Origin of the sequence: Vibrio sp. Vb2960, assembly GCF_033337665.1 — a bacterium.
Classification (GTDB): domain Bacteria; phylum Pseudomonadota; class Gammaproteobacteria; order Enterobacterales; family Vibrionaceae; genus Vibrio; species Vibrio alginolyticus.
Map to the genome: position 1 here is coordinate 1 of NZ_JAWORD010000036.1, position 20,300 is coordinate 20,300.

Below are 20,300 nucleotides of genomic sequence, written 5' to 3' on the forward strand. Positions count from 1 at the left end.
GTAGAAATGGTAATGCCAGGCGACAACGTACAGATGACTGTAGAGCTAATCGCACCAATCGCAATGGACGAAGGTCTACGTTTCGCGATCCGTGAAGGTGGCCGTACAGTAGGTGCTGGTGTTGTTGCTAAGATCTTCGACTAATTCATAGCGAATTAGCGATGCTTTCGGAAAATCTTGAATTAGATTTGACGAACCAGTAGCAAAAAGGGCATCATTTGATGCCCTTTTTCTGCACTCAACATTATTTTTGCTGTTTTCTTGTTCAGAAGTGGGTTGGGCGCAGAGCAAGATTAAGCAAAGAGGCTTAATCTTAAGAAGAGTACGCTGATTTTTTCAGCGATATGGAGTTTGCCCTGCAACAGCGGGGTTGTTGTCGTCTATATTAAGACTTGTAACAGGTTGGTTTTATGAAAGCAAATAATGCTGAAACTCCTGATAGCTCAAACGCAGCAGATACGTTTAAGTGGGTAGCCGCTTTCGTATTGGCAGCTGCCGCTGTTGTGGGTAATTACCTGTATGGTGAAATGTCTGTAGTGGTTCGTGCTGCAGGCGTTGTTGTTCTTATTGCAGCTGCCTTAGGCGTTGCAGCAACAACGACTAAAGGTAAAGCAGCGATCAGTTTTGCAAAAGAATCTCGTATGGAAGTACGTAAAGTTGTTTGGCCTACTCGCCAAGAAACCATGCAAACAACACTGATCGTTTTAGCTGTAAGTATTGTAATGGCTCTAGTGCTATGGGGTATTGACGGAATTATGGTTCGTCTAGTAGCTCTAGCAACTGGGGTATAGAGGGTTTTTATTCATGAGTGAAGCTCCAAAAAAACGCTGGTATGTGGTTCAAGCCTTCTCTGGATTTGAAGGTCGTGTAGCTCAATCTCTGCGCGAGCATATCAAAATGCACGGCATGGAAGAGCTATTCGGTGAAGTGCTGGTTCCTACTGAAGAAGTAGTGGAAATGCGCGCGGGTCAGCGTCGCAAATCTGAGCGTAAGTTCTTCCCAGGTTACGTCCTTGTTCAGATGATTATGAACGATGAATCATGGCACCTAGTACGCAGTGTGCCGCGTGTCATGGGCTTCATTGGTGGTACCTCAGACCGTCCGGCACCTATCACGGATAAAGAGGCTGACGCGATTCTTAATCGTCTTGAGAAAGCGAGTGAAGCGCCTCGTCCGCGTACAATGTACGAAGCGGGTGAAGTGGTACGTGTTAACGAAGGTCCATTTGCTGACTTCAACGGTACTGTTGAAGAAGTGGATTACGAGAAGAGCCGCCTGAAAGTGTCTGTATCGATCTTTGGTCGTGCGACACCAGTTGAGCTTGAATTTGGTCAGGTTGAAAAGCTGGACTAAGACTCTTCGTTAAAGAGTATAAAAAATCACCTTTTTAGGGTTGTATAAGGCGCGGATTATGACTATAATTTCGCGCCTTTTTACTTCAAGTGAAGTAAAAAGTTTCTTACACAAACGGGGAGCTGATCCGCGATTAGCGTTTGTACCCAAACTTAGGAATTATCATGGCTAAGAAAGTTGAAGCTTACATCAAGCTACAAGTTGCTGCTGGTATGGCTAACCCTAGTCCACCAGTAGGTCCTGCACTAGGTCAACACGGTGTGAACATCATGGAATTCTGTAAAGCGTTCAACGCAAAAACAGAATCTATTGAGAAAGGTCTACCAACTCCAGTAGTTATCACAGTATACAGCGACCGTTCTTTCACGTTCGTAACTAAGACTCCACCTGCTGCTGTTCTTCTTAAGAAAGCTGCTGGCGTTAAGTCTGGTTCAGGTCGTCCAAACACTGAAAAAGTTGGTACTGTAACTGACGCTCAAATCCAAGAAATCGCAGAAACTAAAGCTGCTGATATGACTGGTGCTGACATCGAAGCGATGAAGCGTTCTATCGCTGGTACTGCTCGTTCAATGGGCCTAGTGGTAGAGGGTTAATAAGATGGCAAAACTAACTAAGCGCATGCGCGTAATCCGCGAAAAAGTTGACGTAACTAAAGAATACGAAATCAACGAAGCTGTTGCTCTTCTTCAAGAACTAGCGACTGCTAAATTCGTTGAGTCTGTAGACGTTGCTGTTAACCTAGGCATTGATGCTCGTAAATCTGACCAGAACGTACGTGGTGCAACTGTACTACCTCACGGTACTGGCCGCGAAATCCGCGTTGCAGTGTTCACTCAAGGTGCTAACGCTGAAGCAGCTAAAGAAGCTGGCGCAGACATCGTAGGTATGGAAGATCTTGCTGAGCAAGTTAAGAAAGGCGAAATGAACTTTGACGTAGTTGTTGCTTCTCCAGATGCAATGCGCGTTGTAGGTCAACTAGGTACTATCCTAGGTCCTCGCGGTCTTATGCCAAACCCTAAAGTTGGTACTGTAACTCCTAACGTTGCTGAAGCAGTTAAAAACGCTAAAGCTGGTCAGGTTCGTTACCGTAACGACAAAAACGGCATCATCCACACTACTATCGGTAAAGCAAACTTCTCTGCTGAGCAGATCAAAGAGAACCTAGAAGCACTTCTAGTTGCTCTGAAGAAAGCTAAGCCATCTTCAGCGAAAGGTACTTTCCTGAAGAAAGTAAGCATCTCTACTACTATGGGTGCTGGTGTTGCTGTTGATCAGGCTAGCCTGAACACTCAAGCATAATTTATTTGCTTAGGCGCAAAATTAGTGTATAATTTTGCGCCTAATATTTGTGGTTGGGGCTGAACTTTGGTTCTTTGAACTGTCTCCTAGTTCGAAATGAATTAAGACCCAGTCTCCGTCCAAGACCGTAGGTGTTTGTGTAAAAGCAAACTTAATTATCCTACGTAGATGGTGCCCGAACTGACAGAAAGCTCTATGTAATATAGTTAACTTTCTTCTGGGGAAGCACCTCAATAGCTCTCACTGTCGTGATGATAGTGAGTGGTGTAACGACAACCAGGAGTAAATCCAAGATGGCTTTAAACCTTCAAGACAAAAAAGCAATTGTTGCTGAAGTCAACGAAGCTGCCAGTGGTGCACTTTCTGCAGTTGTAGCTGATTCTCGTGGCGTTCAAGTTGGCGCGATGACTTCTCTACGTAAACAAGCTCGTGAAGCTGGCGTTTACATGAGAGTTGTTCGTAACACTCTTGCTCGTCGTGCGGTTGAAGGTACTGAGTACGAGTGTCTAACTGACACTTTCACTGGTCCTACTCTAATCGCATTCTCTAATGAGCACCCAGGTGCTGCAGCGCGTCTTTTCAAAGACTTCGCTAAAGAGAACAAAGATTTCGAGATCAAAGCTGCTGCATTTGAAGGCGCTTTAACTGACGCTGAAGTACTAGCAACACTACCAACTTACGACGAAGCAATTGCACGCCTAATGATGTGCATGAAAGAAGCTTCGGCTGGCAAGCTGGCGCGTACTATCGCAGCTATCCGCGATCAAAAACAAGAAGCAGCGGCATAAGCCTTGCTTTTTACTGGTTGCTTAATAAACTTATTGTTGACTTAAAAGAGAATTGTTATGTCTATTACTAACGAGCAAATCCTAGACGCAGTTGCAGAAATGTCTGTAATGCAAGTTGTTGAACTAATCGAAGCAATGGAAGAGAAATTCGGTGTTTCTGCTGCTGCTGCTGTTGTAGCTGGCGGCGCTGCTGCAGGCGAAGCTGCTGCTGAGCAAACTGAATTCGACGTAATCCTAGAAGCTGCTGGCGGTAACAAAGTTGCTGTAATCAAAGCAGTACGTGGCGCAACTGGCCTAGGTCTTAAAGAAGCTAAAGCTCTAGTAGACGGCGCTCCAGCACCTCTTAAAGAAGGTGTTGAGAAAGCAGAAGCTGAAGCTCTTAAAGCTCAGCTAGAAGAAGCTGGTGCAACTGTTGCTGTTAAGTAATTATTGCATAGTTTCTTAGCCTAACGGCTAATTGGCTGGTGGTTTTTTAACCACCGGCCTTTTTGCGCTGTAGGGTATAGGCGAATTTTCCCGCTGTTTAAGCGCCTGATATCCATGCAAAAAACATTTCATTCTTACGAAATGAAATGTCACTACAGTAAACAGCTATATTAGTCACTGTCCCTTACCCCCCTTAAGTAACTAGGAGCGGGCGGACAGTTTGGGTCACTTATCAGCGAGCTGAGGAACCCCATGGTTTACTCTTATACCGAGAAAAAGCGCATCCGTAAGGACTTTGGTACTCGTCCACAAGTTTTGGACATTCCATACCTGCTATCGATCCAGCTCGATTCGTTCGACAAATTTATCGAACAGGATCCTGAAGGTCAATACGGTCTTGAAGCCGCTTTCCGTTCTGTATTCCCGATTCAGAGCTACAACGGCAATTCTGAGCTGCAATACGTTAGCTACCGTCTTGGTGAGCCAGTTTTTGACGTTAAAGAATGTCAAATCCGCGGTGTAACTTACTCAAAGCCACTACGTGTAAAACTACGCCTAGTTATCTTTGATAAAGACGCGCCAGCAGGTACTGTAAAAGACATTAAAGAACAAGAAGTCTACATGGGTGAAATTCCGCTCATGACAGACAATGGTACCTTCGTAATCAACGGTACCGAGAGGGTTATCGTATCCCAGCTGCACCGAAGCCCAGGCGTGTTCTTCGACAGCGATAAGGGTAAGACCCACTCTTCAGGTAAAGTTTTATACAACGCACGTGTTATTCCTTACCGTGGTTCATGGCTTGATTTCGAGTTTGATCCTAAGGATAACTTGTACGTTCGTATCGACCGCCGTCGTAAGCTACCAGCATCGATCATCCTTCGAGCACTAGGTAAGTCGACAGAAGAAATCCTAGATATCTTCTTCGAGAAAGTGAACTTCGAAGTGAAAGACCAAACTCTATTGATGGAGTTGGTTCCGGATCGTCTACGTGGTGAAACTGCGTCATTCGACATCGAAGCAAATGGTAAAGTTTACGTTGAGCAGGGTCGTCGCGTAACAGCTCGTCATATCCGCCAACTAGAAAAAGATGGCGTTGATCACATCGAAGTACCAGTTGAGTACATCGTTGGTAAAGTTGCATCTAAAGATTACATCAATGAAGCAACTGGCGAGATCATTGTTAACGCTAACCAGGAAATCAGCCTGGAAGCATTAGCGAACCTATCTCAGGCAGGCCACAAAGCGCTAGAAGTTCTATTTACGAACGATCTAGACCACGGTCCATTCATGTCAGAAACATTACGTATCGACAGCACGGTTGATCGTATTTCTGCATTGGTAGAAATCTACCGCATGATGCGTCCTGGTGAGCCGCCAACAAAAGAAGCTGCAGAAGCTCTATTCGAAAGCCTATTCTTCTCTGAAGAGCGTTACGATCTATCGACTGTTGGTCGTATGAAGTTCAACAGCTCTATCGGCCGTGAAGATGCTCAAGAGCAAGGCACACTTGATGAAACTGATATCATCGAAGTGATGAAGAAGCTGATCGCGATCCGTAACGGTAAGGGCGAAGTGGACGATATCGACCACCTAGGCAACCGTCGTATCCGTTCTGTAGGCGAAATGGCTGAGAACCAGTTCCGTGTAGGTCTAGTACGTGTTGAGCGTGCAGTTAAAGAGCGTCTAAGCCTAGGCGATCTTGACGCAATCATGCCTCAAGACTTGATCAACGCGAAGCCAATTTCTGCGGCAGTTAAAGAATTCTTTGGCTCTTCACAGCTTTCGCAGTTCATGGACCAAAACAACCCGCTATCAGAAGTAACGCACAAGCGTCGTATTTCTGCATTGGGTCCTGGCGGTCTAACTCGTGAACGTGCTGGCTTCGAAGTACGTGACGTACACGTAACTCACTACGGTCGTCTATGTCCTATCGAAACGCCTGAAGGTCCAAACATCGGTCTGATCAACTCTCTATCTGCGTTTGCGCGTTGTAACGAGTACGGTTTCCTAGAGACACCATACCGTCGCGTTGTAGATGGCGTAGTAACAGACGAAGTAGATTACCTATCTGCAATCGAAGAAGGCCAATTCGTTATCGCACAGGCGAACGCTAAGCTAAACGAAGATGGTACTTTTGCAGATGAGCTGATCACAGCTCGTCAGAAAGGTGAATCTGGTCTACACCCTCGTGAGCACGCTCAGTACATGGACGTTGCGACAAACCAGGTTGTATCTATCGCTGCATCGCTTATCCCGTTCCTAGAACACGATGATGCGAACCGTGCATTGATGGGTGCGAACATGCAACGTCAGGCAGTTCCAACACTGAAAGCTGACAAACCGCTTGTTGGTACTGGTATTGAACGTAACGTAGCCGTTGACTCAGGTGTAACTGCAGTTGCTAAACGTGGTGGTGTAATCCAGTCAGTAGATGCTTCTCGTATCGTTGTTAAAGTTAACGAAGAAGAGCTAGTACCAGGTGAAGCTGGTATCGACATCTACAACCTGACTAAATACACACGTTCTAACCAGAACACATGTATTAACCAGCGCCCATGTGTGATGCCAGGTGAGCCTGTATCACGCGGTGACGTTCTTGCTGATGGTCCTTCAACAGACCTTGGTGAACTAGCGCTTGGTCAAAACATGCGTATCGCGTTCATGCCTTGGAACGGTTACAACTTCGAAGACTCGATCTTAGTATCTGAGCGCGTAGTTCAAGAAGACCGTTTCACGACTATCCACATCCAAGAACTGACTTGTGTGGCGCGTGATACTAAGCTTGGTTCTGAAGAGATCACAGCGGATATTCCAAACGTAGGTGAGTCTGCTCTGTCTAAACTAGACGAGTCAGGTATCGTTTACATCGGTGCTGAAGTTAAGGGTGGCGACATCCTAGTTGGTAAAGTTACACCTAAAGGTGAAACTCAGCTAACGCCTGAAGAGAAGCTACTACGTGCAATCTTCGGTGAAAAAGCATCTGACGTTAAAGATACTTCACTACGTGTACCTAACTCTGTATCAGGTACGATCATCGACGTTCAAGTCTTTACTCGCGATGGCGTAGAGAAAGACAAGCGTGCGCTTGAAATCGAACAGATGCAGCTTAAAGAAGCGAAGAAAGACCTAACTGAAGAATTCCAGATTCTTGAGGGCGGCCTTCTAAACCGTGTTAAAGCTGTATTGATTGAAGGCGGTTACTCTGAAGCGAAACTAGACACAACTGATCGTAAGAAGTGGCTAGAACTAACGCTAGAAGATGACGCACTACAAACTCAGCTTGAGCAACTTGCTGAGCAGTGGGATGAGCTAAAAGCTGACTTCGATAAGAAGTTCGAAACTAAGCGTCGTAAGATCACTCAAGGTGATGATTTAGCACCTGGCGTCCTGAAGATCGTTAAGGTTTACCTAGCGGTTAAACGTCGCATTCAGCCTGGTGATAAGATGGCGGGTCGTCACGGTAACAAGGGTGTAATCTCTAAGATCAACCCTGTTGAAGACATGCCATACGATGAGAAAGGTCAGCCTGTAGACATCGTACTTAACCCACTGGGTGTACCTTCGCGTATGAACATCGGTCAGATCCTAGAAGTACACTTAGGTCTGGCAGCGAAAGGTATCGGTGACAAGATCAACCAGATGGTTAAAGAGCAGCAAGAACTAGCGAAATTCCGCGAGTTCCTACAAAAAGTTTACGATCTAGGCGACACTCGCCAGAAAGTAGACATTGCTTCTCTATCTGATGATGAAGTGCGTACTCTGATCAAGAACTTGCGTGGCGGTCTACCAATCGCGACTCCTGTATTTGATGGCGCTCCAGAAGAGTCAATCAAAGCACTTCTTGAGCTAGCAGATCTACCAACATCAGGTCAGTTAACACTGTTTGATGGTCGCACAGGTGATGCGTTTGAGCGTCCTGTAACAGTTGGTTACATGTACATGCTGAAACTGAACCACCTTGTTGATGACAAGATGCACGCTCGTTCAACTGGTTCGTACAGCCTAGTAACTCAGCAGCCACTAGGTGGTAAAGCTCAGTTCGGTGGTCAGCGTTTCGGTGAGATGGAAGTATGGGCACTAGAAGCATACGGTGCTGCTTACACGCTACAAGAAATGCTAACGGTTAAGTCGGATGACGTTAACGGCCGTACTAAGATGTACAAGAACATCGTAGACGGTAACCACAGCATGGAACCTGGCATGCCAGAATCGTTCAACGTACTGTTGAAAGAGATCCGCTCGCTAGGTATCAACATCGAGCTAGAAGACGAAGAGTAATCCTTTTCTCTCTTGATGAAAGTCGAGAGAACCAAAGCGATTATTTGGAAGAAGGTGCTCACTTTAGCGAGTGAGCTCCTTTTAACTCCTTACAGGAGCTGATTGTGAAAGACTTATTAAACTTTCTAAAAGCACAGCATAAGACCGAAGAATTTGATGCAATCAAAATCGGTCTATCTTCACCAGACATGATCCGTTCATGGTCTTTCGGTGAAGTTAAAAAACCTGAAACGATCAACTATCGTACGTTCAAACCTGAACGCGATGGTCTGTTCTGTGCGCGTATCTTTGGTCCAGTTAAAGACTACGAATGTCTTTGTGGTAAGTATAAGCGCCTGAAGCACCGTGGTGTTATCTGTGAGAAGTGTGGTGTAGAAGTTACACAAACTAAAGTTCGTCGTGACCGTATGGGCCACATTGAACTGGCTTCACCAGTAGCTCACATCTGGTTCCTAAAATCGCTACCGTCTCGTATCGGTCTACTAATGGATATCCCTCTACGTGATATCGAACGCGTTCTGTACTTCGAAATGTACGTAGTAACAGAGCCTGGTATGACTGATCTAGAAAAAGGTCAGATGCTTACTGAAGAAGAGTATCTAGATCGTCTAGAAGAGTGGGGCGATGAGTTCACTGCTAAGATGGGTGCGGAAGCTATCAAGGACCTACTAGGTTCTATGGATATGCACGCTGAAGCAGAACAAATGCGTGAAGAGTTAGAGACAACAAACTCTGAAACTAAGCGTAAGAAAGTAACTAAGCGTCTTAAGCTGGTAGAAGCGTTCATCGCATCGGGTAACAACCCAGAGTGGATGATCCTAACTGTACTTCCAGTACTTCCGCCAGATCTACGTCCTCTAGTACCTCTAGATGGCGGTCGCTTTGCGACTTCTGATCTTAACGATCTATACCGTCGTGTGATCAACCGTAACAACCGTTTGAAGCGTCTTCTAGAGCTAGCTGCTCCGGACATCATCGTACGTAACGAAAAACGTATGCTGCAAGAGTCTGTTGATGCGCTACTAGATAACGGTCGTCGTGGTCGTGCGATCACAGGTTCTAACAAGCGTCCTCTGAAATCTCTTGCTGATATGATCAAGGGTAAACAAGGTCGCTTCCGTCAGAACCTTCTAGGTAAACGTGTAGACTACTCTGGCCGTTCTGTAATCACAGTAGGTCCATACCTTCGTCTACACCAGTGTGGTCTTCCTAAGAAGATGGCACTTGAGCTATTCAAACCATTCATCTACAGCAAGCTAGAGACTCGTGGTCTTGCGACTACAATCAAAGCTGCTAAGAAAATGGTAGAGCGTGAAGAAGCGGTCGTTTGGGATATCCTAGACGAAGTAATCCGTGAACACCCAGTACTATTGAACCGTGCACCTACACTTCACCGTCTAGGTATCCAGGCGTTCGAACCAGTACTGATCGAAGGTAAAGCGATTCAGCTACACCCACTTGTATGTGCGGCGTACAACGCGGACTTCGATGGTGACCAAATGGCGGTTCACGTACCTCTAACTCTAGAGGCACAGCTTGAAGCTCGTACTCTGATGATGTCGACAAACAACATTCTGTCGCCAGCGTCAGGTGATCCGATCATCGTACCTTCTCAGGACGTTGTATTGGGTCTGTACTACATGACTCGTGAAAAGATCAACGTGAAAGGTGAAGGCATGTACCTTTCTGGCCCAGAAGAGGCTGAGAAAGCATACCGCACTAAACAAGCTGAGCTTCACGCACGCGTTAAAGTACGTATTACAGAAACAGTTGTAGACGAAGACGGCAACAGCACTACAGAAACCAAGATGGTAGACACCACCGTTGGTCGTGCAATGCTATGGCAAATCGTGCCAGCTGGTCTACCTTACAGCATCGTTAACCAAAAGCTAGGTAAGAAGCAAATCTCTAACCTACTTAACGAGGCGTACCGTAAACTAGGTCTGAAAGACACAGTAATCTTCGCTGACCAAATCATGTACACAGGTTTCGCATACGCGGCACTTTCTGGTGTATCTGTTGGTATCGACGATATGGTTGTACCAGCAGCTAAGTACACTGAAATCGCAGAAGCGGAAGAAGAAGTACGTGAAATCCAGGAACAGTACCAATCAGGTCTTGTTACTGCGGGCGAACGCTACAACAAAGTTATCGATATCTGGGCATCGACCAACGACCGTGTTGCGAAAGCAATGATGGAAAACCTTTCTTCTGAAACGGTAGTTAACCGTGACGGTGAAGAGGAACAGCAAGAGTCATTCAACAGCATCTATATGATGGCGGACTCGGGCGCTCGTGGTTCTGCAGCACAGATTCGTCAGCTTGCGGGTATGCGTGGTCTGATGGCGCGTCCAGATGGTTCAATCATCGAAACGCCGATCACAGCTAACTTTAAAGAAGGTCTAAACGTACTTCAGTACTTTATCTCAACGCACGGTGCTCGTAAGGGTCTTGCGGATACGGCACTGAAAACAGCGAACTCGGGTTACCTAACTCGTCGTCTAGTAGACGTTGCTCAAGACGTTGTTGTAACTGAACATGACTGTGGCACTCACGAAGGTGTCGACATGATGCCTCACATCGAGGGTGGTGATGTTAAAGTTGCACTTTCTGAGCTTGCTCTTGGTCGTGTTGTTGCTGAAGACGTACTAAAACCTGGCACTGAAGACGTTCTTATTCCACGTAACACCCTGATCGATGAGAAGTGGTGTCAAATCATGGAAGAGAACTCAGTAGACAGCATGAAAGTGCGCTCTGTAGTAACGTGTGATTCTGACTTCGGTTGTTGTGCACAATGTTACGGTCGTGACCTAGCACGTGGTCACCTAGTGAACCAAGGTGAAGCAGTGGGTGTTATTGCTGCTCAGTCTATCGGTGAGCCAGGTACACAGCTAACGATGCGTACGTTCCACATCGGTGGTGCGGCATCGACAGCAGCGGCAGAGAACAGTGTTCAAGTTAAGAACAACGGTTCTATCAAGCTACACAACGCTAAATCTGTATTGGCTGATGACGGTAAGATCGTTATCACTTCTCGTGCGACAGAGTTAACTATCGTTGATGAGTTTGGTCGTACTAAAGAGAAGCACAAACTGCCTTACGGTACGCTACTAAGCAAAGGCGATGGTGATACAGTTCAAGCTGGCGAAACAGTTGCAAACTGGGAAGCGCACACACTACCTATCATTACTGAGGTAGCAGGTCGCATCCAGTTCGTAGATATGATCGACGGCGTAACAGTATCTCGTCAAACTGATGACCTAACTGGTCTATCTTCAAGCGAAGTAACTGACCCAGCAGCTCGCCCTTCAGCAGGTAAAGATATGCGTCCAGCTATCAAACTTGTTGACGAGCAAGGTAACGATGTAATGATCCCTGGTACTGATATGCCAGCTCACTACTTCCTACCTGGTAAAGCGATTGTGAACATCGAAGATGGCGCAGCAGTAGGTGTTGGTGCAACACTAGCACGTATTCCTCAGAAGTCTGGCGGTAACAAAGATATCACCGGTGGTCTTCCACGAGTTGCTGACCTATTTGAAGCACGTAAGCCGAAAGAGCCTGCAATCCTTGCTGAGCACACAGGTACTGTGAGCTTTGGTAAAGAGACGAAAGGTAAACGTCGCCTAGTGATCACACGTGAAAGCGGTGAAGCTTACGAAGAGATGATTCCTAAGCATCGTCAGTTGAACGTATTCGAAGGTGAAAAAGTTGAACGTGGTGATGTGATCGCAGATGGTCCAGAGTCTCCACATGACATCCTACGTCTACGTGGTGTACACGCGGTAACGCAGTACATTGCTAACGAAGTACAGGAAGTTTACCGTCTACAAGGCGTTAAGATTAACGATAAGCACATTGAAACTATCGTTCGTCAGATGCTGCGTAAGTGTACTATTACTCACTCTGGTGACTCTGAGTTCCTACCTGGTGAGCAGATTGAATACTCACAAGTTAAGATTGCTAACCGTAACCTAGAAGCTGAAGGCAAAGAGCCTGCACGTTTCGAACGTGAACTACTAGGTATTACTAAAGCATCTCTAGCGACTGAGTCGTTCATCTCTGCGGCATCGTTCCAGGAGACAACTCGCGTACTAACAGAAGCTGCGGTTTCTGGTAAGCGTGATGACCTACGTGGTCTGAAAGAGAACGTAATTGTTGGTCGTCTGATCCCAGCTGGTACTGGTTTCGCATACCACCAAGAGCGTCAAGCTAAACGTTCTGAAGCGCAAGATGGTCCTTCTGCTGAGCAAGCAACGGATAACCTAGCGGCACTTCTAAACGCTGGTTTCTCTTCTGAAGAGTAAGTCATATAACGAGTAATCGTTAAAAGCTTAAGAAAAAGGCACCTTCGGGTGCCTTTTTAGTTTTTATACTACTTTGTTCTTCCGGTGGGATTTTCGATAAAGCTAGAAACAAAAAAGACCGACGATGATCGTCAGTCTTTTCTCTCACTCTATTTCTGAATGTTTGCAAATACTAAGCTCCAGGTGGCATAGACAGGCTTTCTGCGATTTGCTGTATCAGATAGTCCTCGACTTCAAAGCGAGTCTCAAGAATTTCCCCAATGAGACACATATCAGAATCGAAATCATTTAATTCATCATCTTCAGTCACTTCTGAGTACTTATCGTTAAAGTTCAATAATGGTTCAGTCGTTAGAACAATTTGACCATAGGTTTGATTGATCTCATTAGTCACGACAAAGCCGGTTGCTTTCCAACGGTCCATAACCATGTCATAAATTTTAAAGTGGCCTTCGGAGATGTAATCAACGAGGTGCTGACAGAAATCCTGCAGTTCGGAAGGAGATGGGAGTTCAATAACATTGGTTTTCGAACAAGGTTGCAGCGCTGCAAGCTTACAATATTCAACAATCAGGGATTGTCGTGTCTCTAACCAGTGATCAATGACATCACTTGAGCCACCCCACTGGTCTTGTGTTTGTTTGAATTTTCTTAGCATGACCATGCCCTCATGATCTGATCGCCCATCGGCGAACGTATCCTTTGCAAAGCAAAGTTAGTAAAGTTATTACAAACTCTTGTCCTTACTAGAATTTAGAGTGCACATTTACTTAACGATAAACTCTAGTATGAAATTAGATTGCCAGTAAAATGAACGAACTTCAAGCAAAGGGATGGTGTAATGTTAAGAAAAGGTGATGTTAACCGCGCGATAAATGCATACTGGTGTGTTGTTGCAGGAAGTGAAATTTGGCTGGTGGATGGTGCTGTGCCCTTCGGGTCTGCAGAGCAGTTATCACTGCCAGTAACGAGTGCAAGACCCATTGGTGAGTATTCTGGTTCGCCCGTCATGTGGCTTAACTTGGCCGATTTAGAGCATGATCTACCTTTAGTATCCCTGCGTGACTGCCTGCATTTTCCTGAGCCATTATTTATGTTGTTAAGTAAAGCTGTGCAATATGGGCACATGACGCAAAGTTTGCGCTTTTGTCCACAGTGCGGAGGAAGAAACTTTCTTAATAATAACCAGTTAGCCATGCAGTGTGGTGAATGTCGCACCCTTCATTATCCTAGAATATTTCCGTGTATTATCGTTGCTGTACGTAAAGAAAATCAGATCTTATTAGCCCAACATCCAAGGCATCGAAATGGTATGTATACGGTTATTGCGGGTTTTCTAGAAGTCGGTGAGACATTAGAAGAGTGCGTGGCTCGAGAAATTCATGAAGAAACGGGAATTCTCGTTAAAAATATTCGTTACTTTGGCAGCCAGCCTTGGGCTTTCCCATCCAGTATGATGATGGGGTTTTTAGCTGATTATGAATCCGGAGAGTTAAGCCCAGACTACACTGAGCTGTCTGATGCACAATGGTTTGGTATCGACGAGATGCCGCCTGTTGCGCCTAAAGGAACGATTGCAAGAGCACTTATCGAACAAACGCTGAAAGATATAGACTCTAATTGTCTGATAAATAGATAAAAAAAACCCTCCGAGAGGGAGGGGGTAAGTAAGATGTCGTTATGAGATGCTGAGTACTAAGTACTCAGTTTATAATTGTAGTTTTCGCTAGCGAACAAATTTTTAACACTGATACCGATTGGGTGCAAATTAAGCATTGATTTAAAAGTTAATAACTTGATCCAGGTTGCAAAGCACACAGCTATTGGACTTAAATCAGTGATAGAATACCCCCTTTCACAGAAAGCCTAACAGTTGGAATTACGGAATGACTGAATTAAAAAATGATCGTTATCTGCGTGCGCTTTTAAAAGAGCCGGTAGATTACACGCCAGTATGGATGATGCGCCAGGCAGGTCGTTACCTACCAGAATACAAAGCGACTCGTGCAGAAGCGGGTGATTTCATGTCTTTGTGTCGAAATGCAGAATTAGCATCCGAAGTGACACTTCAACCATTACGCCGTTTTCCTCTTGATGCCGCGATCTTATTCTCGGACATCTTAACGATTCCAGATGCAATGGGGCTTGGTTTGCGTTTTGCTGCGGGTGAAGGACCTGTTTTTGATAACCCAATTACATGCAAAGCCGACGTGGAAAAAATTGGTTTGCCAGATCCTGAAGGTGAACTGCAATACGTAATGAACGCAGTACGCCAGATCCGTAAAGACCTGAAGGGTGAAGTGCCGCTGATTGGTTTTTCTGGTAGTCCTTGGACTCTTGCGACGTATATGATCGAAGGTGGTAGCTCTAAAGCGTTTACCAAGATCAAGAAGATGATGTACGCGGAACCACAAACTCTGCACCTACTTCTAGATAAGCTGGCAGACAGCGTTATCGAGTACTTAAACGCGCAAATTAAAGCGGGTGCGCAATCGGTAATGGTATTTGACACATGGGGTGGCGTACTAACGCCTCGTGATTACAATCTGTTCTCACTGCAATACATGCACAAGATTGTAGATGGTCTGATTCGTGAAAACGACGGTCGTCGCGTGCCAGTCACACTGTTTACTAAGAATGGCGGCATGTGGCTTGAGCAAATCGCAGCAACGGGCTGTGATGCGGTTGGTCTAGACTGGACAATCAACATTGCAGACGCGAAAGCACGTATCGGTGATAAAGTGGCTCTGCAAGGTAACATGGACCCATCAATGCTTTACGCTTCACCAGAGCGTATCCGTGAAGAAGTCGCGGGTATTCTAGAAGGTTTTGGTGATGCAGGTACTGGTCATGTGTTCAACCTAGGGCACGGTATCCATTTGGATGTGCCGCCAGAAAACGCGGGCGTCTTTGTGGATGCGGTACACGAGCTATCTAAGCCATACCACAAGTAAGTTAGATTTTTTTGAAATCAAATACCGGCATTCAGTGCCGGTATTTTTTTACCTAAAACTCAAGGCCGTACAGCTCTGGTAGTATTTGGCCTACTATGATCTAATTACTACTCTAGCTGTACATTAGACATTAAAATTCAATATAAACAAATGCTTATGATTTCGGCTTTTATGTTCTAATTTTCTTGTACAGATAAACAAGCAATTAGGTCATGGGTAACCTAAAGCATCGAGTGAACGCGTTTTTTAAGGTATGGCACGACGTCAGATTCAAACCAAGGGTTCTTCTTTAACCACAATGTATTGCGTGGAGATGGGTGAGGGAGCGGGATAAAGTCCGGTTCCCAATCTTGCCATTGCTGAACGGTTTGCGTGAGCGTCTTTGGTTTGTTGGTGAGATAGTACTGCTGCGAGTACTGACCAATTAGTAGAGTGAGCTCTATATTGGGCAGCTGCTCAAGAATCTTTTTATGCCAAGTGAGCGCACATTCTTTACGAGGCGGTAAATCACCAGAGTTCCCTTTGCCTGGATAACAGAATCCCATTGGGACAATGGCAATTTTATTTGGGTCGTAGAAAACGTCTTTGTCGATATCGAGCCATTGGCGTAATCGATCACCACTTGGGTCATTCCAAGGTATCGAGGTTTTGTGTACACGTGTGCCAGGGGCCTGACCGATGATTAGGATGCGTGCCCCTTTTGCTGCTTGCACGACAGGGTTTGCACCCAAAGGTAAGTTATCCGCGCAGATCTGGCAGGCCCTCACTTGCTGCAATAGCTCGTCTAACGACATTCTTAGTAACCCTTTTCGAAATCCACTTGATAATTTAATGAAAACCCATCGCGCCAGCGTAGATAGTTGTCAGCAAAAATCTCGATGACTTGCTCGGGAAAACTCAGCGCAGCAATGTGTGGAGTGATGGTGACTTGCGGTAGTTTCCAAAATGGATGCTCTACCGACAACGGTTCTTGATCAAACACATCTAAGAAGGCGTGTTCTACCCAACGGTTTTTCAGAGCGAAGAGCAACCCTGCCTCATCCAGTACGTCGCCACGACCTACGTTAAACAATAACGCCTGATTTAGTTGGCTGAGCGTTTGACGATTAAGTAACTGTCGCGTCTCAGGTGTACTTGGTAGAGTATTCACAACGATGTCGGCTTGCTCAAATGCCTTACTTAGTTCATTGATATGAAAGGTCTGATGAAACTCGCCGCCTGGAGTAGGGATACCTGTGCGGTTAATACCGATAGTTTTTATCCCCATTGCTTTAGCGGCGTTGCCCAGATAGCCCCCAATGCTACCGGTACCAAGAATTACCATGGTTTTACTTTTTAATGACGTGTACAGGTGAGGCTGCCATTGTTTGTTTTGTTGCTGCTGGTGGTATCGGGCAAAGTGGCGGTAATGGGCAATACTGTAACCCAAAACATATTCAGCAATCAGTGGACCAAAGATGCCTCGAACGTTAGTTAGAGTATAGTCCTGACGAAGGCTAGGGGATGTTAAGGCGTTGACACCAGCAAACGTGGATTGTACCCATTCAAGCTGTGAAAACTCGTCTAAGCTTTGTGATAGTAAGGGTGGATCCGCTAGTACGATCTGAGCGGCTTCTGGTTGGTCGGTGAGGCAAAGATCGGGCAGATTTTTCTCTGCCAGTAACGTTTTGTAGGTGTCGCGATGCTCTGAGAGCAGGAAAATCTGATTTGAATGCGGCATTAACTTTTTTCCCTGTGATGAATCAAGTACACTTTCGCTGTTTTTTTCTTCAATGATTGAGTGACTATGCTTAAGAATCCTCTTCAGGTTCGTTTAGAAAAACTAGAACCTTGGCAACAAATTACCTTTATGGCGTGTCTGTGTGAACGCATGTATCCAAACTATGCGATGTTTTGTGAGAATACAGAATTTGCTGACCCGCGTGCTTACCGAGCGATTCTTGATAGTGTATGGGAAATTTTGACAGTTAAGAACGCGAAAATTAACTTCGAACGCCAATTAGAGAAGTTAGAAGAATTGTTCCCAAGTGCGGATGAGTTCGATTTTTACGGCGTTTACCCAGCGATGGACGCGTGTCAGGGTTTGTCTACGTTACTGCATGGTCTATTGGATCGCGACTACCTTTTCGATTCAATGCTTAAAGTGAGCCAACAGTCGGTACAAACCGTTGCTGACCTAGAGCAAGCGCAAGGTGCAGAGCCAATCACCAACGACAACCAGAAAGAAAACGAAGCCGTATGTGAAGAGTGGGACGTCCAGTGGGCTATCTTCCGTCCGCTGCGTGAAGCGGTAGAACGTGACATCAGCTTGATTAAAGATTTGCGCGAAGAGCTACGTGAGGAAGGTGTGAGCAACATCGGTATTGCACTTTAATCGTTGAATAAATAGAAAAAGGCATCCTAACTGGATGCCTTTTTTTGTGCGTTTAAGCTGTTATACCTAGAGCTGATTACGATTCTTTCGAGTCAGGTTTCGGTGGCTCTTGAGCTTCTGGCTCTTTATCCTGCTTCTCCGGCTCATTATCTTCTTCATCGTCATCGCGGCTTTCGATTACGCCGTGCATTTCTTTCCAGCTTTCCCAGCGTTGGTAAGCCAGCTCCTGCATGTCAGTGCTTTTATCTGCTTCGTCGATGATCTCCTCGCCTACGAGGTGTTCAAAAATATCTTCCAACGTTACCAAACCTAGCACGGTACCGTATTCATCAACAACAAGTGCCAGCTGTAAGCGATGAGTCATCATCTGGTCGAATACTTTAGGTAAAGTGGTATTGTTTAGCACCACTTGAATTGGGCGCATGATTGCTCCCAACTGTTTCTGTCCACAACCTGATTGTTGTAGTTTGAACAACTCAAGGCGATGCACAAAACCAATGATGTTATCTTTCTGTTCGCTGTAAACCAATGGGCGTGAGAAAGGCGTATCTTTGTGTTTTTCTAGGAACTCATTGATGGTCATTGTGGCATCGACACGGAATACTACTGGTCGTGGCGTCATAACCTGCGTTACGGGTACATCTTGGATGCCAAGCAAGTTGCTTAAGATTTTTGATTCACCCTCGGCAAATTCACCGCTTTCACGTGCCAGAATCGCCATTGCAGACAGCTCATCACGCATCTTTGGAGCTTCGTGGTTACGAGCAAGACGCTTGGTGATTTGCTCTGAGAACCAAACAAAGGGTGTAAGCGCCCATACCATCCAACGCAATGCGACCGCGGCAGTGGGTGCCAACTGACGCCAGTAGGTCGCGCCAATCGTCTTCGGTACGATTTCTGAAAGCACTAAGATCGCCAATGTCAGCACTGCCGAAAAGATACCTAATGCTTCGCTACCAAATACAACTGCAGCTTGTGCACCAGCAGTGGCCGCGCCGATCGTGTGAGCGATGGTGTTTAAAGTCAGAATAGATGCCAGTGGTCGGTCGATATCTGATTTCAGCTTAGCCAATTGCCCAGCTGCGGGATGCCCCTGTTGATTGAGCTGCGCAATGTAGCTCGGACTGATACTCAGCAGTACCGCCTCCAGCACCGAACAGATAAACGAAATGCCGATTGCAATAGAGATATAAATGGATAACAGCAGCATAGTTGCCCTTGAATGTAGTTTGATAGTGGTTATTTGCAGCTATTATAACCGCAAAAGTGACTTATAAATTGGTCCAAATACCTTGGAAAGCAAGGGTTTTCAGGGGGTATGTGGTAACAAATTGTGAGTTATTACTCATATTATGGCTAAAAGTACGTCAGAAAATCGAAAGATCGCTTACAAACCTTTGCCAGATGGGGCATTTATGTTTTAGAGTGAGACGAATTCGATAACCTATGAGAAGGGAAACCTAATGAACAAGACCCAATTAATCGACTTTATCGCAGAGAAAGCAGACCTATCAAAAGCACAAGCAAAAGCTGCTCTTGAAGCGACTCTTGATGGTGTAACTGGCGCACTTAAAGAGGGTGACCAAGTTCAACTAATTGGTTTTGGTACATTCAAAGTAAACCACCGCGCTGCACGTACTGGTCGTAACCCTAAGACTGGTGACGAGATTCAAATCGCAGCAGCTAACGTACCAGCATTCGTAGCAGGTAAAGCGCTGAAAGAATCAGTAAACTAAGTTAGAATGCACCGAGGTATCCTGCCTCGGTGCAATTTCATGAAAAAACATCTACTCACTTCACTTCTCCTATCTAGCCTTACCCTTTTTGGCTGTTCATCGGTTGAAACTCCTAATTTAGAACAATTCACGCATTTTTCTGGTGGTAAAGTTGCGGGAGATGCTAGCAGCTTGTACTGGATGACAGAGAAACTCACTCGTGTGAGTACGGCGGCTGATTATGTGACTATGGGGGACAATGGTTGGTTCAAGAGTGATTATCGCTGGGATGAAGGTGAGTTGCGAGAGTTGATTCGAAAAGGCGAGCAAGTTGATACCAAACAAGAGTTGGTACCTTTTCAAATCCACATCCGTTTCAATAAAGATGGCGAAGCGGTTTACCAAAAATATCGTGTTAACCGTAAAGTCTTACCACTTCAGCATGACCAATTAGAGCGCTACAAAGCAGAAGCGAATGACGTAGTGGCATCGGTTAAGGCGCAGTCTCGTAACAATCAGAGCCTTATTCAAGGTTATTGGAATGGTCAATCGTTTGAAACCTGCAAAGGTAAGGTGTTCTCGACGCTCGAGTTTAATCAGACGTTGCCAAAATTTATTATCGAGCGTCTCTCATCGGTAGACAGTTATGTGGCTTTTGTCGGCAAGCAGTCACGAAACAAAGCAATGGTCGATGAACTGTTGATGCTCAATGACGATGACTTTGATTGTGTTTCTCGGCCAACGTTGATCTCTGAATAAACATTGCTTCGAATTCTGTCGAACAAGAACAATAAAAAAGGCGC

17 protein-coding genes and 1 pseudogene are annotated in these 20,300 nt (G+C 45.6%); 14 read left to right on the plus strand and 4 right to left on the minus strand.

Annotation, left to right across the window (positions count from 1 at the left end; genetic code table 11):
* The 9 genes and pseudogenes from tuf to rpoC all read left to right on the plus strand — a co-directional run.
* Positions 1-144 (plus strand): annotated as a pseudogene (tuf, locus tag R7O03_RS21725) (elongation factor Tu); the annotation flags it as partial.
* Between the two features lie 266 nt (positions 145-410).
* Complete coding sequence (gene secE / locus R7O03_RS21730; RefSeq protein WP_005384680.1) at positions 411-791, plus strand: preprotein translocase subunit SecE; 381 nt, start codon at positions 411-413, stop codon at positions 789-791.
* 13 nt (positions 792-804) lie between these two features.
* Complete coding sequence (gene nusG, locus R7O03_RS21735) at positions 805-1,353, plus strand: transcription termination/antitermination protein NusG (RefSeq protein WP_005384681.1); 549 nt, start codon at positions 805-807, stop codon at positions 1,351-1,353.
* Positions 1,354-1,517: 164 nt separating this feature from the next.
* On the plus strand, positions 1,518-1,946 hold the full coding sequence (rplK, locus tag R7O03_RS21740) for a 50S ribosomal protein L11 (RefSeq protein WP_005384682.1): 429 nt from the start codon (positions 1,518-1,520) through the stop codon (positions 1,944-1,946).
* 4 nt (positions 1,947-1,950) lie between these two features.
* Positions 1,951-2,652 carry a 50S ribosomal protein L1 gene (rplA, locus tag R7O03_RS21745; protein WP_005384683.1) on the plus strand — a complete coding sequence of 234 codons (702 nt, stop codon included), beginning with the start codon at positions 1,951-1,953 and terminating at the stop codon, positions 2,650-2,652.
* A gap of 293 nt (positions 2,653-2,945) precedes the next feature.
* Positions 2,946-3,440 (plus strand): 50S ribosomal protein L10, encoded by a 495-nt coding sequence (gene rplJ / locus R7O03_RS21750; protein WP_005382538.1) that lies wholly within the window; start codon positions 2,946-2,948, stop codon positions 3,438-3,440.
* A 57-nt stretch (positions 3,441-3,497) separates the two neighbouring features.
* Positions 3,498-3,866: a 50S ribosomal protein L7/L12 gene (gene rplL / locus R7O03_RS21755; protein ID WP_005382540.1), complete on the plus strand. Its 369-nt coding sequence runs from the start codon at positions 3,498-3,500 to the stop codon at positions 3,864-3,866.
* 252 nt (positions 3,867-4,118) lie between these two features.
* Complete coding sequence (rpoB, locus tag R7O03_RS21760; RefSeq protein WP_005384685.1) at positions 4,119-8,147, plus strand: DNA-directed RNA polymerase subunit beta; 4,029 nt, start codon at positions 4,119-4,121, stop codon at positions 8,145-8,147.
* Between the two features lie 104 nt (positions 8,148-8,251).
* Complete coding sequence (rpoC, locus tag R7O03_RS21765) at positions 8,252-12,454, plus strand: DNA-directed RNA polymerase subunit beta' (RefSeq protein WP_005382514.1); 4,203 nt, start codon at positions 8,252-8,254, stop codon at positions 12,452-12,454.
* Between the two features lie 172 nt (positions 12,455-12,626).
* Here rpoC and R7O03_RS21770 read toward each other — a convergent pair whose 3' ends face one another.
* Positions 12,627-13,118, minus strand: a complete 492-nt coding sequence (locus R7O03_RS21770) for an Rsd/AlgQ family anti-sigma factor (protein WP_005382515.1) — start codon at positions 13,116-13,118, stop codon at positions 12,627-12,629.
* Between the two features lie 177 nt (positions 13,119-13,295).
* On the opposite strand from R7O03_RS21770, the gene nudC reads away from it, so the two are divergent.
* On the plus strand, positions 13,296-14,093 hold the full coding sequence (nudC, locus tag R7O03_RS21775; RefSeq protein WP_005382516.1) for an NAD(+) diphosphatase: 798 nt from the start codon (positions 13,296-13,298) through the stop codon (positions 14,091-14,093).
* Positions 14,094-14,340: 247 nt separating this feature from the next.
* Positions 14,341-15,408, plus strand: coding sequence for a uroporphyrinogen decarboxylase (gene hemE / locus R7O03_RS21780; protein ID WP_005382517.1), 1,068 nt, complete (start codon positions 14,341-14,343; stop codon positions 15,406-15,408).
* A 221-nt stretch (positions 15,409-15,629) separates the two neighbouring features.
* Here hemE and R7O03_RS21785 read toward each other — a convergent pair whose 3' ends face one another.
* Together R7O03_RS21785 and R7O03_RS21790 are read right to left on the minus strand one after the other, a co-directional pair.
* Positions 15,630-16,202: a uracil-DNA glycosylase family protein gene (locus R7O03_RS21785; protein ID WP_104979821.1), complete on the minus strand. Its 573-nt coding sequence runs from the start codon at positions 16,200-16,202 to the stop codon at positions 15,630-15,632.
* Positions 16,203-16,204: 2 nt separating this feature from the next.
* Entirely contained in the window at positions 16,205-17,128 is a 924-nt protein-coding gene (locus tag R7O03_RS21790; RefSeq protein ID WP_005384694.1) for a D-2-hydroxyacid dehydrogenase, read from the minus strand.
* A 66-nt stretch (positions 17,129-17,194) separates the two neighbouring features.
* Here R7O03_RS21790 and R7O03_RS21795 point away from each other — a divergent pair, with 66 nt between their 5' ends.
* Positions 17,195-17,782 (plus strand): YjaG family protein, encoded by a 588-nt coding sequence (locus R7O03_RS21795; RefSeq protein ID WP_005382520.1) that lies wholly within the window; start codon positions 17,195-17,197, stop codon positions 17,780-17,782.
* 76 nt (positions 17,783-17,858) lie between these two features.
* Here R7O03_RS21795 and R7O03_RS21800 read toward each other — a convergent pair whose 3' ends face one another.
* The gene (locus R7O03_RS21800) at positions 17,859-18,992 is read right to left on the minus strand and encodes a hemolysin family protein (RefSeq protein ID WP_005382522.1); all 1,134 of its coding nucleotides are present in this window, start codon (positions 18,990-18,992) and stop codon (positions 17,859-17,861) included.
* Positions 18,993-19,245: 253 nt separating this feature from the next.
* On the opposite strand from R7O03_RS21800, the gene hupA reads away from it, so the two are divergent.
* Both hupA and R7O03_RS21810 read left to right on the plus strand, forming a co-directional pair.
* Complete coding sequence (hupA, locus tag R7O03_RS21805) at positions 19,246-19,518, plus strand: nucleoid-associated protein HU-alpha (protein ID WP_005382524.1); 273 nt, start codon at positions 19,246-19,248, stop codon at positions 19,516-19,518.
* Positions 19,519-19,557: 39 nt separating this feature from the next.
* On the plus strand, positions 19,558-20,256 hold the full coding sequence (locus R7O03_RS21810) for a DUF1481 domain-containing protein (RefSeq protein WP_165439089.1): 699 nt from the start codon (positions 19,558-19,560) through the stop codon (positions 20,254-20,256).
* Positions 20,257-20,300 lie beyond the last annotated feature (44 nt).

Excerpts from the sequence above, each read along its gene's own strand:
- rplJ (WP_005382538.1), top strand. The coding sequence starts at position 2,946 with ATGGCTTTAAACCTTCAAGACAAAAAAGCAATTGTTGCTGAAGTCAAC.
- R7O03_RS21790 (WP_005384694.1), bottom strand. The coding sequence starts at position 17,128 with ATGCCGCATTCAAATCAGATTTTCCTGCTCTCAGAGCATCGCGACACC.
- secE (WP_005384680.1), top strand. The coding sequence starts at position 411 with ATGAAAGCAAATAATGCTGAAACTCCTGATAGCTCAAACGCAGCAGAT.
- R7O03_RS21770 (WP_005382515.1), bottom strand. The coding sequence starts at position 13,118 with ATGGTCATGCTAAGAAAATTCAAACAAACACAAGACCAGTGGGGTGGC.
- R7O03_RS21800 (WP_005382522.1), bottom strand. The coding sequence starts at position 18,992 with ATGCTGCTGTTATCCATTTATATCTCTATTGCAATCGGCATTTCGTTT.
- R7O03_RS21810 (WP_165439089.1), top strand. The coding sequence starts at position 19,558 with ATGAAAAAACATCTACTCACTTCACTTCTCCTATCTAGCCTTACCCTT.
- rpoB (WP_005384685.1), top strand. The coding sequence starts at position 4,119 with ATGGTTTACTCTTATACCGAGAAAAAGCGCATCCGTAAGGACTTTGGT.
- rplK (WP_005384682.1), top strand. The coding sequence starts at position 1,518 with ATGGCTAAGAAAGTTGAAGCTTACATCAAGCTACAAGTTGCTGCTGGT.
- rplL (WP_005382540.1), top strand. The coding sequence starts at position 3,498 with ATGTCTATTACTAACGAGCAAATCCTAGACGCAGTTGCAGAAATGTCT.
- nudC (WP_005382516.1), top strand. The coding sequence starts at position 13,296 with ATGTTAAGAAAAGGTGATGTTAACCGCGCGATAAATGCATACTGGTGT.
- hemE (WP_005382517.1), top strand. The coding sequence starts at position 14,341 with ATGACTGAATTAAAAAATGATCGTTATCTGCGTGCGCTTTTAAAAGAG.
- R7O03_RS21785 (WP_104979821.1), bottom strand. The coding sequence starts at position 16,202 with ATGTCGTTAGACGAGCTATTGCAGCAAGTGAGGGCCTGCCAGATCTGC.
- hupA (WP_005382524.1), top strand. The coding sequence starts at position 19,246 with ATGAACAAGACCCAATTAATCGACTTTATCGCAGAGAAAGCAGACCTA.
- nusG (WP_005384681.1), top strand. The coding sequence starts at position 805 with ATGAGTGAAGCTCCAAAAAAACGCTGGTATGTGGTTCAAGCCTTCTCT.
- rplA (WP_005384683.1), top strand. The coding sequence starts at position 1,951 with ATGGCAAAACTAACTAAGCGCATGCGCGTAATCCGCGAAAAAGTTGAC.
- R7O03_RS21795 (WP_005382520.1), top strand. The coding sequence starts at position 17,195 with ATGCTTAAGAATCCTCTTCAGGTTCGTTTAGAAAAACTAGAACCTTGG.